Origin of the sequence: Ensifer sp. SL37, assembly GCF_026672675.1 — a bacterium.
Taxonomy (GTDB): Bacteria; Pseudomonadota; Alphaproteobacteria; order Rhizobiales; family Rhizobiaceae; genus Ensifer; species Ensifer adhaerens.
The window spans coordinates 1,934,752-1,948,376 of sequence record NZ_JAPPRN010000006.1 but is presented as its reverse complement, the minus strand read 5'-3'; the positions used below and the strand labels follow the sequence as shown (position 1 = coordinate 1,948,376).

13 protein-coding genes are annotated in these 13,625 nt (G+C 63.0%); 8 read left to right on the top strand and 5 right to left on the bottom strand.

The features are described from left to right. Positions 1–82: 82 nt before the first annotated feature. Entirely contained in the window at positions 83–1,294 is a 1,212-nt protein-coding gene (locus OVA00_RS21480; RefSeq protein ID WP_034787034.1) for an HlyD family secretion protein, read from the bottom strand. A gap of 191 nt (positions 1,295–1,485) precedes the next feature. Here OVA00_RS21480 and OVA00_RS21475 point away from each other — a divergent pair, with 191 nt between their 5' ends. The 3 genes from OVA00_RS21475 (at position 1,486) to OVA00_RS21465 (ending at position 4,027) form a co-directional block, all read left to right on the top strand. Continuing rightward, on the top strand, positions 1,486–2,157 hold the full coding sequence (locus tag OVA00_RS21475; protein WP_226020723.1) for a TetR/AcrR family transcriptional regulator: 672 nt from the start codon (positions 1,486–1,488) through the stop codon (positions 2,155–2,157). A 111-nt stretch (positions 2,158–2,268) separates the two neighbouring features. Then, on the top strand, positions 2,269–3,108 hold the full coding sequence (locus OVA00_RS21470; protein WP_034787039.1) for an AraC family transcriptional regulator: 840 nt from the start codon (positions 2,269–2,271) through the stop codon (positions 3,106–3,108). Between the two features lie 169 nt (positions 3,109–3,277). Beyond that, positions 3,278–4,027: a TerC family protein gene (locus tag OVA00_RS21465; protein ID WP_034787044.1), complete on the top strand. Its 750-nt coding sequence runs from the start codon at positions 3,278–3,280 to the stop codon at positions 4,025–4,027. A gap of 239 nt (positions 4,028–4,266) precedes the next feature. On the opposite strand, the gene OVA00_RS21460 is transcribed toward OVA00_RS21465, so the two are convergent. Both OVA00_RS21460 and OVA00_RS21455 read right to left on the bottom strand, forming a co-directional pair. Continuing rightward, the gene (locus OVA00_RS21460; protein WP_060581256.1) at positions 4,267–4,647 is read right to left on the bottom strand and encodes a VOC family protein; all 381 of its coding nucleotides are present in this window, start codon (positions 4,645–4,647) and stop codon (positions 4,267–4,269) included. A gap of 225 nt (positions 4,648–4,872) precedes the next feature. After that, complete coding sequence (locus OVA00_RS21455) at positions 4,873–5,220, bottom strand: ArsR/SmtB family transcription factor (protein WP_043618487.1); 348 nt, start codon at positions 5,218–5,220, stop codon at positions 4,873–4,875. 257 nt (positions 5,221–5,477) lie between these two features. On the opposite strand from OVA00_RS21455, the gene gltX reads away from it, so the two are divergent. Together gltX and lysS are read left to right on the top strand one after the other, a co-directional pair. After that, a complete protein-coding gene (gene gltX / locus OVA00_RS21450; RefSeq protein ID WP_034787058.1) occupies positions 5,478–6,935 on the top strand; it encodes a glutamate--tRNA ligase in 1,458 nt (485 codons plus the stop codon). Positions 6,936–6,945: 10 nt separating this feature from the next. Further along, positions 6,946–8,442 carry a lysine--tRNA ligase gene (lysS, locus tag OVA00_RS21445; RefSeq protein ID WP_034787063.1) on the top strand — a complete coding sequence of 499 codons (1,497 nt, stop codon included), beginning with the start codon at positions 6,946–6,948 and terminating at the stop codon, positions 8,440–8,442. A 98-nt stretch (positions 8,443–8,540) separates the two neighbouring features. Here the strand turns inward: lysS and OVA00_RS21440 are convergent, their stop codons facing one another. Both OVA00_RS21440 and OVA00_RS21435 read right to left on the bottom strand, forming a co-directional pair. Next, the gene (locus OVA00_RS21440) at positions 8,541–9,200 is read right to left on the bottom strand and encodes a hypothetical protein (protein WP_060604785.1); all 660 of its coding nucleotides are present in this window, start codon (positions 9,198–9,200) and stop codon (positions 8,541–8,543) included. 199 nt (positions 9,201–9,399) lie between these two features. Continuing rightward, positions 9,400–9,723, bottom strand: a complete 324-nt coding sequence (locus tag OVA00_RS21435) for a hypothetical protein (RefSeq protein ID WP_034787066.1) — start codon at positions 9,721–9,723, stop codon at positions 9,400–9,402. 204 nt (positions 9,724–9,927) lie between these two features. Between OVA00_RS21435 and OVA00_RS21430 the strand changes: the two genes are divergently transcribed. The 3 genes from OVA00_RS21430 (at position 9,928) to OVA00_RS21420 (ending at position 13,604) form a co-directional block, all read left to right on the top strand. Next, positions 9,928–10,881 (top strand): nucleoside hydrolase, encoded by a 954-nt coding sequence (locus OVA00_RS21430; RefSeq protein WP_089044921.1) that lies wholly within the window; start codon positions 9,928–9,930, stop codon positions 10,879–10,881. Positions 10,882–10,969: 88 nt separating this feature from the next. Continuing rightward, on the top strand, positions 10,970–11,980 hold the full coding sequence (locus tag OVA00_RS21425) for a ligase-associated DNA damage response exonuclease (protein ID WP_060517502.1): 1,011 nt from the start codon (positions 10,970–10,972) through the stop codon (positions 11,978–11,980). Positions 11,981–11,984: 4 nt separating this feature from the next. After that, positions 11,985–13,604: a cisplatin damage response ATP-dependent DNA ligase gene (locus tag OVA00_RS21420; RefSeq protein ID WP_090298007.1), complete on the top strand. Its 1,620-nt coding sequence runs from the start codon at positions 11,985–11,987 to the stop codon at positions 13,602–13,604. Positions 13,605–13,625 lie beyond the last annotated feature (21 nt).

Genomic DNA, 13,625 nt, shown 5'->3' with positions numbered 1-13,625 from the left:
GGCGTTCCGGACTTCACCGCGCTCCGTAGCGCCGGGGTCTCGACAAAAGGCGCGCCCAAGGGCGCGCCGGCATTTCGTCCGCTTACTTGGTCGCGGCAACCTTGGTCTGATCCGGCGCTGTGCGCGTGTCGACATCGACGACAACGCTCAAGCCCGCGCGCAGGTGACCTTCAGCCAGCACGTCGGCCGGCAGGGTGATGCGCACCGGCACGCGCTGGATCACCTTGGTGAAGTTGCCGGTGGCGTTTTCCGCCGGCAGCAGCGAGAAGACCGAACCGGAGGCCGGCGAGATCGAGGCGACCGTGCCTTCGATCGCATGATCCTCATAGGCGTCGACATGCACCTTCACCTTGGAGCCCGGCACCAGATGGGCGATCTGGGTCTCCTTGAAGTTGGCGTCGATATAGAGCTGGTCGACCGGAACCAGGGCGGCAAGCCGCTGGCCGGCCGACACGAGGTCGCCGACCTGCACCGCGACGTTGCCGACGATGCCGTCATAGGGCGCCTTCAGCACGGTGAAGCCGAGGTCGCGGTTGGCCTTGTCGCGCGCAAGCTCCAGCGAACGGATCTCGCTTTCGGCTTCCGTGCGCTGCGCTTCGAGAACGGTGATGCTGGCGTTGGCAGCGGCGATGTTGGCGTCTGCCCCGGCAAGATTTGCCCGTGCCTGATCGAGCGCCACATCGGCGTTATCGAGCGAAGCGACGGTGCCAACGGCCTTGGACTGGAGGTCGCTCGCGCGCTTCTGCGCGAGCTCGGCGCCGCGCACCGTCGCTTCGAGAGCCTTCTTCTGCGCTTCGGTCTGGGCAAGGCTCGCCTTGGCGCCGGCGATCTGCGCATCGAAGCGGCTGAGCGCAAGCTTCTGGGTGGCAATCTTCGCCTCGGCCTGCTCGGCGGCGATGCGGTAGTCGCCGTCATCGAGCGTGACCAGCGGGTCGCCGGCCTTCACCTTCTGGTTGGCGACGGCGTCGACCTTGGCGACATAACCGGAAACCTTCGGCGAAATCGTCGCGATGTCGCCTTCGATATAGGCGTCATCGGTCGAGATCATGAAGCGGCCATTGGTCCACCAGTCGTAGCCATACCAGGCACCAGCAGCCAGAAGCGCCAGGCCGAGTACGGGAAGGATGGGCTTGCGCGCCTTCTTCTGCGGCGCAGCGGCTTCCTTTGCCGGAGCCGGCGCGACCGCCTGCTCCGCAGCGGGCGCCTTCGCCTCAAGCGCGGTTTCCTGCTGCACTTCGAAAGTCTCGTCGACGGGACGGACGCGGGCAGCGCTGGACGTGTTGGATGCGGACATTGGGCACCGGCCTGGTTAAGGATTGCTGAACGAACTGAACCGTTCGGTTCGATTGGAACTTGACATAGGCCCTTTCTGGTCGCATATCAAGAGGAAATCGAACCGCGTGGTTCGATGACTTAAATTTAATATGAGCAGGGCGGAAACAAGCGACCATCATGAGCGAGGCAAAGAACGGAACCCAGGACGTCATGCAGCCGGCAGCCGGCATGGATGAGGATCTCTGTTCGGGTGGCGGCCGTCACGCCGCCGGCGAGGATCCAGCCAAGCGTGAACAGATCCTCGAAGGCGCGCGACGCGCGTTCCTGAGCCAGGGTTTCGATGCCGCCAGCATGAACGACATCACCCGCGAGGCGGGCGTCTCCAAGGGCACGCTCTACGTCTATTTCGAGAACAAGGAAGACTTGTTCAAGGCACTGATCATCAAGGGCAAGACCCGGGTGGTCCAGACCGCCAAGCACGCGCTCAACGATCACGACGACGTCGAAGAATCACTCTACGATTTCGGCGTGACGCTGACGACGAGCATGACGGCGGAAGAGACGATCCGCTCCATGCGCATGGTGATCGGGGTGATCGACCGCATGCCGCATCTGGCCGAACGCTTCTTCAGCGAAGCACCGGAGAACGGCTACACTGTGCTCAAGGCCTATCTCGACCGCCAGGTCCCGACCGGCGTGCTCGACATCGACAACACAGAAATGGCCGCCCGCCAGTTTATCGAGATGGCCCAAGCCGGCCTCTTCAAGCACCGGCTTTTCGGCGGCATGTGTTCGGCACCGCCGAAAGAACAGATCGAGGCGACAGTGACCGCCGCCGTCCGCGTCTTCATGTCCGCCTACGGTCCGAAGAAGAAGAAATAGGCGGACTGACGCCGAACCTCCTTCAGCCCTCCTGCGTTTCAATCGAGCAATTTCGATCAAGCGCGCCTTCAGCCGAGCCCCTATCAAAAGGGCGTTGCCAGGGGAGTGAAGATGAGTGCCATCGGACGGGCGGTCTGGTTCATCGAGAGCCATTTCGCAAAAGAGATATCGCTGGATGAAATCGCCGGGGCCGCGGGCCTTTCGCGCTTCCATCTTTCGCGCGTTTTCGGGCTGGTCACCGGCCGCTCGATCACCGCCTATATCCGCGGACGGCGTCTCAGCGATGCCGCCAGCGCGCTTGCCGATGGCTCCATCAGCATTCTCTCGGTGGCACTCGATGCGGGCTACAGCTCGCACGAGGCTTTCACCCGTGCCTTTCGCGACCAGTTCGGCGTGACACCCGAAACGGTTCGCAAGCAAAGGCACATTCGAAACATCGAGCTGATGGAGCCTTTAAGAATGGACGATACCCGCCTTCTCAAGATCGACCCGCCCCGCTTCGAAGACAGCCCGCCATTGCTTCTGGCCGGCCTTTCGGAAACCTACACCTACGGCCGCACCGAAGGCATCCCGTCGCTCTGGCAACGGTTCAATCGCCATTTCGGCGCGATACCCGGACAGAGAGGCGACATCGCCTACGGTGTGTGCACCGACAGCAACGGCGAGGCTGGCACCTTCCGCTACATGGCGGCGGCCGAAATCAGCGACGCCGACGACCTGGCGGAAGGCTTTTCGACGCTACGGCTGCCGAAGCAGCGCTACGCCGTCTTTCTGCATCGCGGGCACATCTCCGCGATCGCCAAAACCGCCGACTACGTCTTCGGCACATGGCTGCCCGAATCCGGACTGCAGCATGGAGAAACGCCCGACCTCATCGAACGCTATGATGCGCGCTTTGACCCGCATTCGGGCATGGGCGTGGTCGAAATGTGGATTCCTGTCAAATCGTAAACGGTAAAGCGCCGCTGCAATCGGGCAGCGGCGCTTGTCTCTTCCGCAATGTTTCTTAAATACTTTCGGCGATTCTTGCGCGTCGACGCGCCATCCCCCACAGCGCCGCGCGTCCATCGGACGCGCGGCGCTGTGGAACTTTTGAAGTGCTGAAAGAGAAAGATCGCCGATGCAGGATATCCTGTTGCTTGCTCAAGACCCCGCCGCCTGGGTCGCCCTCGTCACCCTGGTCGTCATGGAGGTGGTTCTCGGCATCGACAACCTGATCTTCATCTCGATCCTCACCAACAAGCTGCCTGTCGAGCATCGCGAAAAGGCCCGGCGCATCGGTATCGCCCTTGCCCTCGTCATGCGCCTTGCGCTGCTCGGCACGGTTGCCTGGATCGTTAAGCTGACGACGCCGGTGTTCGAGGCCTTCGGCCACGGCTTCTCCTGGAAGGACATGATCCTGATCGCCGGCGGCCTGTTCCTCGTCTGGAAGGCGACCAAGGAAATCCACCACAATGTCGATCCGGCCGATCACGGCGAGGACTTTATCGCCTCCTCGGCGATCAACAGCTTCGGCGCCGCGATCGCCCAGATCCTTTTGCTCGACCTCGTCTTCTCCGTCGACAGCATCATCACCGCCGTCGGCATGACACCGCACCTGCCGATCATGGTCATTGCCGTCATCGCCGCCGTCACGGTCATGCTCGTTGCCGCCAACCCGCTCGCCAACTTCATCGAGAAGAACCCGACGATCGTCATGCTGGCGCTCGCCTTCCTGCTGATGATCGGCACGACACTGATCGCCGAAGGCATGGGCCTGCATGTGCCGAAGGGTTACATCTACGCCGCCATGGCCTTCTCGGCGCTCGTCGAAATCCTCAACATGGTCGCGCGCAATGCGCGCCTGAGGAAGGCCGGAAAGCTCGACTGACGCGCCGGGCCGAAAACAATCCCGTCATGAGAAAGGCCCGCATCCAAGATGCGGGCCTTCTGCTTGCGGGAGTTCTGGAAGACGCGGAGCCCGGCTGACCGGCCGTCAACCGCGAGCCATCAGCGGCAAGACAAACGGGGTCGTTTCCTCTTTCCGCCAAGCTTGCCGGGGCCAGTCCCCACGCCTTCTGGTTGGACAACGCATCTCCTCAGGAAACGTTCCGATCCGGTTTCAGCCGCTCAAACATCCGGGCGATGGCCGACCTCGACCAGAATGTTGCCGGGTATCACTACGTAGAAAACATAGGCGCCGTGCCGATCGGCAGGCGGGATCACCTGGGCGCCGGATCCAAGCACCCGCTGATAGGCATCGTCGACGTCGGCCCGCACCGGCAGCAAAAAGCCGATGTGGTAGGTCTGGGTCCCGAGGCTGACCTGGTCGCCGCCGCCGAGCGCAGTGATCGGCGGGCTGACGACGAGCACCAGGCCGGAACCGTCCGTCAGGCGGAAAAAGGCATCGTTGCCGCGCTTTTCGACCAGCGTCAGGCCGAAATGATCGATGAGGAAGGACGCCGTTTCGGCAACGACAGGGCTATAGAGGTCGATATGGTTCAGTCGCATGTTTACAGTCTCCGTGTTCGAGAAACGCGGCGGACTGCGTCGATTGCATATACCCCGCCGCGGACCGATGCGATTGCATCGGAACCACGTCGCGGGTTCGAACGGGACGTTCGAGCAGAGCTTCGTTTAGAAAACCGAAGGGACCGGGCTTACCTTATCCGGTCCTGCCTTTTTCGACGTCCCTGCTTAACGCAGAACGGCCAAGGACGGAAGACGGGGCGGCGATCAGTTCTTGCCGGCACCGGGGTCGATATGCTGGAGTTCCTGCAGATAGGCGTCGAGACGGTCGAACTTCTGCTCCCAGAAGCGACGATAGCCATCGAGCCAGCTGTTGACGTCCTTCAGCGGGGCGGCTTCAAGCTTGCATGGTCGCCACTGCGCTTCGCGGCCACGGCTGATCAGCCCGGCGCGCTCGAGAACCTTAAGATGCTTGGAGACTGCCGGCAGGCTCATTTCGAAGGGCTCCGCCAGCTCGCCGACCGAGGCCTCTCCAAGTGCGAGGCGGGCGAGAATGGCCCTTCGCGTTGGATCGGCCAGGGCTGAGAGCGTCGTCGACAAGCGATCTTCCGGCATTTTCTAAAAAACCTTTCAGTTAAATAACCTTTTGGTTCATTAACGCCCGCTGGCGGCAGTGTCAACAAAAACCGGCGTGATCGGGTTTCCGTTGACATGATCGGCGTTCTATGGTCTCACGCGAGCCTATTGGAATAGCCTGCCGATACCGTTGTTGCGGCACCCTTGCGGGCCTTTCCTTCCCATAAAATGCGCGCCCCCGGCGGCCGGTTTCTTCTCCGGCAAGGGGCGAAAAGCACGTCAGACGGGCAAAGACCATGGCAAATTCAGCAGTCCGGGTACGCATCGCACCCTCTCCCACCGGCGAGCCGCATGTCGGCACCGCCTACATCGCTCTGTTCAACTACCTCTTCGCAAAGAAGCACGGCGGCGAGTTCATCCTGCGCATCGAAGACACCGATGCCACCCGCTCGACGCCCGAGTTCGAACAGAAGGTGCTGGACGCGCTGAAATGGTGCGGGCTCGAATGGTCGGAAGGTCCTGATGTCGGTGGTCCCTATGGTCCCTACCGCCAGAGCGACCGCAAGGACATGTACCGCCCCTACGTCGAGAAGATCGTCGAGAATGGTCACGGCTTCCGCTGCTTCTGCACGCCCGAGCGGCTCGAGCAGATGCGCGAGAGCCAGCGCGCCGCCGGCAAGCCGTCGAAGTATGACGGCCTGTGTCTCCACCTGTCCGCCGAAGAAGTGACCTCGCGCGTTGCCGCCGGCGAGCCGCATGTCGTGCGCATGAAGATCCCGACCGAGGGCTCGTGCAAGTTTACTGACGGCGTCTATGGTGACGTGGAAATTCCGTGGGATGCCGTCGACATGCAGGTCCTCTTGAAGGCCGACGGCATGCCGACCTACCACATGGCCAACGTCGTCGACGACCACCTGATGAAGATCACCCACGTCGCCCGCGGCGAGGAGTGGCTGGCCTCCGTGCCGAAGCACATCCTGATCTACCGCTATCTCGGCCTCGAGCCGCCGGTCTTCATGCACCTGTCGCTGATGCGCAATGCCGACAAGTCGAAGCTGTCGAAGCGCAAGAACCCGACGTCGATCTCGTACTACACGGCGCTTGGCTATCTGCCGGAAGCGCTGATGAACTTCCTAGGCCTGTTCTTCATCCAGATCGCCGAAGGCGAGGAGTTGCTGACGATCGAGGAACTGGCTGCAAAGTTCGACTCGGAGAACCTCTCCAAGGCCGGCGCGATCTTCGACATCCAGAAGCTCGACTGGCTGAACGCCCGCTGGATCCGCGAGAAGCTTTCGGAAGAAGAATTCGCTGCCCGCGTCCTTGCCTGGGCCATGGAAAACGACCGCCTGAAACAGGGCCTGAAGCTTAGCCAGTCGCGCATTTCGAAGCTCGGCGAACTGCCTGATCTCGCAAGCTTCCTTTTGAAGTCCGACCTCGGCCTCAAGCCCGAAGCCTTCGCCGGCGTCAAGTCGACGCCCGAAGAACTGCTCGAGATCCTCAACACCGTTCAGCCGGACCTTGAAAAGATCCTCGAATGGAACAAGGAATCGATCGAAGCCGAACTGCGCGCGGTCGCCGAGCGCATGGGCAAGAAGCTGAAGGTGATCCTGGCGCCGCTCTTCGTGTCTGTATCCGGCTCGCAGCGCTCGCTGCCGCTGTTCGACAGCATGGAAATCCTCGGCCGCGCCGTGGTCCGCCAGCGTCTCAAGGTCGCGTCCCAGGTGGTCGCCTCCATGGTCGGCAGCGGAAAGTAAGGAGAGCACGATGAACGACAAGACCGAGACCACTGGCCTCTCCTCCGACGCCACGGAAGTGCGCGCACAGAAGCTGAAGCTTTTGCGCGAGCAGATCGGCGACGTCTATCCGGCGCATTTCCACCGGACGATGAGCAATGCCGAGCTGACCGCAAAGTACGAGAGCCTGGAGCCGGACACCGAGACCCAGGATGTCGTGACCGTCGCCGGCCGCGTCTATTCTTCGCGCAACTCCGGCATGTTCATGGACATCCATGACGCCTCCGGCAAGATCCAGATCTTCAGCCACAAGGACACCACGCCGGAAGACGCCCGCGCGCTGCTGCCGATGATCGACATCGGCGACATCATCGGCGTGACCGGCGTCGTTCGCCGCACCAAGCGTGGTGAGCTGACGATCAACGCCCAGGCAATCACCATGCTGACGAAGTCGCTGCTGCCGATGCCCGAAAAGTGGCACGGCCTGTCGGACATCGAGATCCGTTACCGCAAGCGCCACCTCGACATCATGACCAACGAGGAATCGAAGCTGCGCTTCCAGCAGCGCAGCAAGATCGTCTCGGGCATCCGCCGCTTCATGGAAAACGACGGCTTCATGGAAGTCGAGACGCCGATGCTGCACTCGGTCTACGGCGGCGCCACCGCCGAGCCGTTCAAGACGCATCACAACACGCTGAAGCTCGACATGTTCCTGCGCATCGCGCCGGAACTGTACCTGAAGCGTACGCTGGTTTCGGGCCTCACCGACAAGGTCTTCGAGATCAACCGCAACTTCCGCAACGAAGGCGTCTCCACCCGGCACAATCCGGAATTCACCATGATGGAGTGCTACTGGGCCTATGCCGACTACGAGGACATCATGGACCTCGTCGAGCGGCTGTTCGGTGAGCTTGCCATGGCGATCCACGGCTCGACCGAGTTTGCCTATGGCGACAAGGAAATCTCCTTCAAGGGTCCGTTCCGCCGCGTGCCGATGCCCGACGCTGTCAAGGAAGCGACCGGCATCGACTTCCTGGCGATGAAGACCGACGAAGAAGCCCGCGCTGCCGCCAAGGCTGCAGGCTTTGAGGTCGAGAAGGACTGGACCTGGGGCGAGTGCCTCGCCTTCATCTTCGAAGAGAAGGTCGAAGGCACGCTGATCCAGCCGGCCCACGTCACGCATTTCCCGAAGGACATCTCGCCCTTTGCCAAGGAAGTGCCGGGCGAACCGCGCCTCGTCGAACGTTTCGAGACCTATTGCAACGCCTGGGAACTGGGCAACGCCTTCTCGGAACTCAACGATCCGGAAGAGCAGCGCGCCCGCATGGTCGAGCAGCTCGAGCAGGCGCACGCCCGCGGCGAAAAGGCCAAGCAGCTCGACGACGAGTTCCTTGACGCGATCGACCAGGGCATGCCGCCGGCCGGTGGCCTCGGCATCGGCGTCGACCGCCTGATCATGCTGCTCACCAACGCACCGTCGATCCGCGACGTCATCCTCTTCCCGGCCCGCCGGCAGAAGGCTGACTGATCAAGGTCGCAAAACCCACGAACACGAAGGCCCGCCGCTCACGCGCCGGGCCTTTTTTCAATTCTCAGAAAGAACGGATTACCGAACGTAACCCGGGCCTAGTGGCCCGCAGGCGCCTCGGCGGTCTCGGCCGGCTTGGCCTCCTGCTCACCGGCGCCGCCCTCGTCGCTCACGCCATCGGCCGGTGCGGCCGACGGGTCGATGCATGGCGAATGGTCGTCCATGGCCGCCATCATCGTGCGGATGTCGTCCATCGAAAGGTCGACGGTCTTGCCATGGAAGACGCCGACAGAATTTGCCGTGCCGTCATTGTAGAACGCCCGAAACGTCTCGCTCATGCCCGGAACGCTCTGCGGACCGGGGGCGAAGAGCACCTCCGCACCGATCGCCGCACCGCGCACGTCAGCCCGGTTTTCGGGACCGGCGGAATCGAGCACGACGACCTGATAGAGATCTGCCCGCTCGGCCTTCGCGAGGGCGCCCACGACGCGCAACGCCGTGCGCATGCGCGCCTGGCCGTCGGCGCGGTCGGTCTTGACGTGCATGCGGATCCAGCGCTGGCCGTTGTGGCCGAGCTTCAACGTGCGAATGGTCGTGCACTCGAGGCCCGAAACCTTCGGCTTGGAAAGCTCCGCCATGAGCGCATCGCGGCTGACATAGACGGCAGCACCGCCCGAAGCGGCGGAAACACCGAAAGCCGCCGTGAGAATGACGAGCAGTCTCTTTGATGGCCTGATCTTGCCGAGGATAGCCTTCACGAGCGTGGACTCCGCCATCATATCCAGAAATTGCAGAAAGCCCGGAACGGGCAGCACAACATTAGGCGCGCGACCTTTCGGAAAGTTTAAATTGCGGTAGCGATCTGCCGGCAACCCGCAAGACACCGGCGGGTGGCAGATCAACAGACAGGAGGCCGGTGATTGTGCGCCGGCCTCCTGTCTGAAGCATGCACGCCGATCAGTCGACGGCGATATCGATCCGGTCGCGGCACTCGCGGTAAGGCGAAAGATGCACCTTGCCCGAGGCATCGATCCACCGGCGGTTTTCAACGCAATAGGCGCCCGACTTCGTCAGGATGACCTTTGGGCGCCGCCGGCTGTAGCTGTCGTTGGCATGGGTGAAGGAACCGATGCCGGCATACCAGTCGCTGCTGTCGGAAGAACCGTGTCCGCCGCCACCGCCGCCGCGGCCCTTGCCACCGGCGCTTTGGGCAAAGGAGGGAGCGGCAAACGACGTTGCCGCGGTGACGACGATCATGGAAACAAGGACCAGCCGATGCATGACATTACCTCCCGATTGACTGGATGAGCCGTTCCCATCCACACGCAAAGCTTGCCATGCTCGCCCGGTTGGTGATGTTCCCATGGAAACCATGGCCAGAGGCACGGCCGCTCCTCGCGTCAACCCGGATGGCGATTGACATTCGCGGCCATCTTGCCTCCATTGCGAGCCGTCAAACACAAGAACAAGAAAAGAAGAACGAGAATGCATAAAGTCATCTTTGATACGGATCCGGGCATCGACGATGCAATGGCGCTGCTTTTCCTGCACCGTCACCCGGCCATCGACCTGATCGGCATCACCACCGTATTCGGCAACGCCTCGGTCGAAACCACTACCCGCAACGCGCTGTTCCTGAAGCAGCGTTGGGGCATCGGTGCGCCCGTCGCCAAGGGTCTCGACAAGACTTTCAATCCCGACCGCCCGCATGTCGGCTGGCCGACCTTCATCCACGGTGACGATGGCCTCGGCAACATCGACGTGCCCGAGACGGTCGACCTGCCGGTCGATCCGCGCCCGGCGCACCGCTTCATCATCGACACCGTTCGCGCCCATCCCGGCGAAGTGACGCTGATCGCCGTTGGCCGCATGACCAACCTGGCGCTGGCGCTGCGCGAGGATCCCGATTTCGCAGCGCTCGTGCGCGAAGTCGTCATCATGGGTGGCGCCTTCGACGTCAACGGCAACATCACGCCGGCTGCCGAGGCCAACATCCACGGCGACCCGGAAGCCGCCGACGTCGTCATGACGGCCCCCTGGCCGGTCACCGTCGTTGGCCTCGACGTCACCACCCAGACCGTGATGACCAAGGCGATGATCGCCGATATCGCCGAACGCGGCGGCGACGCCGGCAAGCTGCTTGCCGATATCTCGAAATTCTACGTCACCTTCTACGAGCAGCACGTGCCCGACGGCATGGTCGTGCATGACAGCTGCGCCTGCGCCTATGTCGTGGCGCCCGACCTCTTCACCGTCAGGAGCGGATCGATCCGTGTCGTCTGCGGCGGCATTGCCGACGGCCAGACGATCCAGAGCCCCGACAACCGTTTGTTCCCGCCAAGCCCCTGGGACGATCTTCCGAGCCAGAAGGCCTGCATCGACATCGATGCCGCCCGCACGCTGAAGCTCATTATCGACACGCTGGTTCTGCCCGGCTGAACCTGATCGAGGCGCAGCAAATGTTGCGCCTTGAAAAACTTGAACAAGACGGCTGGCGAATGCGCATTCGCCGGCTATCTTTCAGTCCATGAAACCGGACGCCCTGCTCTACCCCGCCCCCAAAGGCCTCTATTGCCCGATCGGTGACTTCTACATCGACCCGGTTCAACCGGTCGAAAGGGCGCTGATCACACACGGCCATTCCGACCATGCCCGCGCGGGGCACGGCCACGTGCTCGCCACCCGCGAGACCCTCGACATCATGCGCATCCGCTACGGCGACGACTTCTGCGGCACGAGCCAGGCGATCAGCCTCGGTGAACCCCTTGTCGTCAATGGCGTCGACGTGGGCTTCCATCCGGCCGGTCATGTACTCGGCTCGGCGCAGATCTCCGTTCGTGCAAACGGCGTGCGCATCGTCGCGTCTGGCGACTACAAGCGGCGACGGGATCCGACCTGCGCCGGCTTCGAGCCAGTCGCCTGCGATGTCTTCATCACCGAAGCGACCTTCGGCCTGCCGGTCTTCCACCACCCGGACGATCGCGCGGAAACCCGCAAATTGCTGACGTCGCTCGCCCAGTTTCCCGAGCGCACGCACGTGGTCGGTGCCTATGCGCTCGGCAAGGCGCAGCGGGTGATCGCACTCCTGCGCGAAGAGGGGTATCACCAGCCGATCTTCATCCATGGCGCCCTGCAACGGCTGTGCGACTACTATCAGAGCCAGGGCATCGACCTCGGCGACCTGCGCCCGGCAACGCTTGCCGCCGACGAAAAGCAGGATTTCAGGGGCACGATCGTGATCGGCCCGCCCGCCGCCTTCGCCGATCGCTGGTCGCGGCGCTTCTCCGACCCGATTGCCAGTTTCGCTTCCGGCTGGATGTTGATCCGGCAACGAGCGAAACAGCGGGGCGTCGAGCTGCCATTGATCATCTCCGACCATTGTGACTGGGCCGAACTGACGGCAACGATCACCGAGATCGCGCCGGCCGAGGTCTGGGTCACGCACGGACGCGAGGAAGCGCTGGTGCGCTGGTGCGAGCTCAAGGGCATCGCCGCCCGCCCGCTTCACCTCGTCGGCTACGACGACGAGGGAGAGTGACGAGATGCGCGCCTTCGCCGAACTGCTCGACCGCCTCGTCCTCAGCCCGCAGCGCAATGCCAAGATCCGCCTGCTTGTCGATTACTTCCGGACCGCGCCGGATCCGGATCGCGGCTATGCGCTCGCGGCGATCGCCGGCACGCTGTCGCTCAACACCGTCAAGCCGGCGATGATCCGCGACCTCTTGCTCGAACGCATGGACGCGGTGCTTTTCCAGTATTCCTACGACTATGTCGGTGACCTCGCCGAAACGGTGTCGCTCGTCTGGGAGCCGCCTACCGGCACCGTAGAGGCGGACATTCCGCTTGGCGAGGCCATCGAGCGTCTGCAAAGGACCGGACGGGCCGATGTGCGCGGCGTCGTTCGCGACATGCTCGACCGATTGGATACGTCGGCGCGCTTCGCCTTCCTCAAACTTGTGACGGGCGGCCTTCGCATCGGGGTATCGGCGAAGCTCGCCAAGCAGGCGCTCGCCGACATGGGCGGCAAGGACGTCGCCGAGATCGAGACCCTCTGGCACGGCCTGTCGCCGCCCTATCTGCCGCTCTTCCGCTGGCTTTCGGGCGAGGCGGAAAAGCCCGAGCTTTCGACGCCGGCCGTCTTTCATTCGGTCATGCTCGCCAATCCTGTCGGCGACGGCGATCTCGACGGGCTCGACCCCAAGGACTTCGCTGCCGAATGGAAGTGGGACGGGATCCGCGTGCAGCTTGCCAATATCGGCGGCGTGCGCCGGCTCTATTCCCGCAGTGGCGACGAGATTTCCGGCGCCTTTCCCGACGTCCTGGAGGCCGCCGACTTCACCGGGGTGATCGATGGCGAACTGCTCGTCGGCGGCACCGCGCGCACCAACCGCGCAACCCGAACTTTCGCCGACCTGCAGCAACGGCTGAACCGCAAGACGGTCAGCCCTAAGCTCATCGAGACCTATCCGGCCTTCGTCCGCGCCTATGACATTCTCTTCTCAGGCGAAGAGGACGTTCGCCCACTGGGTTTCGTCGAACGACGCGCGCGGCTCGCCGACCTCGTCGAGCGCGCCTCGCCGCAGCATTTCGACCTGTCGCCGCTGGTGCCCTTCGCGTCCTGGCAAGAACTCGACAGCCTGCGCGCCGACCCGCCCGATCCGGTGATCGAGGGCATCATGCTGAAACGGCTGGATTCGCCCTATACGCCGGGCCGCGCCAAAGGCCCGTGGTTCAAGTGGAAGCGCGCGCCCTTCAACATCGACGCGGTGCTGATGTATGCCCAGCGCGGCCACGGCAAGCGCTCGAGCTACTACTCCGATTACACCTTCGGCGTCTGGACCGACATCGACGGAAAGGAAACGCTGGTACCGGTCGGCAAGGCCTATTTCGGCTTCACCGACGCCGAACTGGAAATTCTCGACCGTTTCGTCCGGGACAATACGACCGAGCGCTTCGGGCCGGTGCGCGCCGTCAGGGCCGAGCCCGAGTTCGGTTTCGTTGTCGAGGTCGCCTTCGAGGGTATCAACCGCTCGAGCCGCCACAAGTCGGGCGTCGCCATGCGCTTCCCGCGCATCGCGCGCCTGAGACAGGACAAGCTGCCGCGTGACGCCGACCGGCTGGAGACGCTGCAGGCGATGATCGAGGCGCGGGAGAATACCTAGCTTCGCGGAACATCCGGCGCT

Coding starts and splice junctions, on each gene's coding strand:
- OVA00_RS21480 (WP_034787034.1), bottom strand. CDS start 1,294: ATGTCCGCATCCAACACGTCCAGCGCTGCCCGCGTCCGTCCCGTCGAC.
- OVA00_RS21475 (WP_226020723.1), top strand. CDS start 1,486: ATGCAGCCGGCAGCCGGCATGGATGAGGATCTCTGTTCGGGTGGCGGC.
- OVA00_RS21470 (WP_034787039.1), top strand. CDS start 2,269: ATGAGTGCCATCGGACGGGCGGTCTGGTTCATCGAGAGCCATTTCGCA.
- OVA00_RS21465 (WP_034787044.1), top strand. CDS start 3,278: ATGCAGGATATCCTGTTGCTTGCTCAAGACCCCGCCGCCTGGGTCGCC.
- OVA00_RS21460 (WP_060581256.1), bottom strand. CDS start 4,647: ATGCGACTGAACCATATCGACCTCTATAGCCCTGTCGTTGCCGAAACG.
- OVA00_RS21455 (WP_043618487.1), bottom strand. CDS start 5,220: ATGCCGGAAGATCGCTTGTCGACGACGCTCTCAGCCCTGGCCGATCCA.
- gltX (WP_034787058.1), top strand. CDS start 5,478: ATGGCAAATTCAGCAGTCCGGGTACGCATCGCACCCTCTCCCACCGGC.
- lysS (WP_034787063.1), top strand. CDS start 6,946: ATGAACGACAAGACCGAGACCACTGGCCTCTCCTCCGACGCCACGGAA.
- OVA00_RS21435 (WP_034787066.1), bottom strand. CDS start 9,723: ATGCATCGGCTGGTCCTTGTTTCCATGATCGTCGTCACCGCGGCAACG.
- OVA00_RS21430 (WP_089044921.1), top strand. CDS start 9,928: ATGCATAAAGTCATCTTTGATACGGATCCGGGCATCGACGATGCAATG.
- OVA00_RS21425 (WP_060517502.1), top strand. CDS start 10,970: ATGAAACCGGACGCCCTGCTCTACCCCGCCCCCAAAGGCCTCTATTGC.
- OVA00_RS21420 (WP_090298007.1), top strand. CDS start 11,985: ATGCGCGCCTTCGCCGAACTGCTCGACCGCCTCGTCCTCAGCCCGCAG.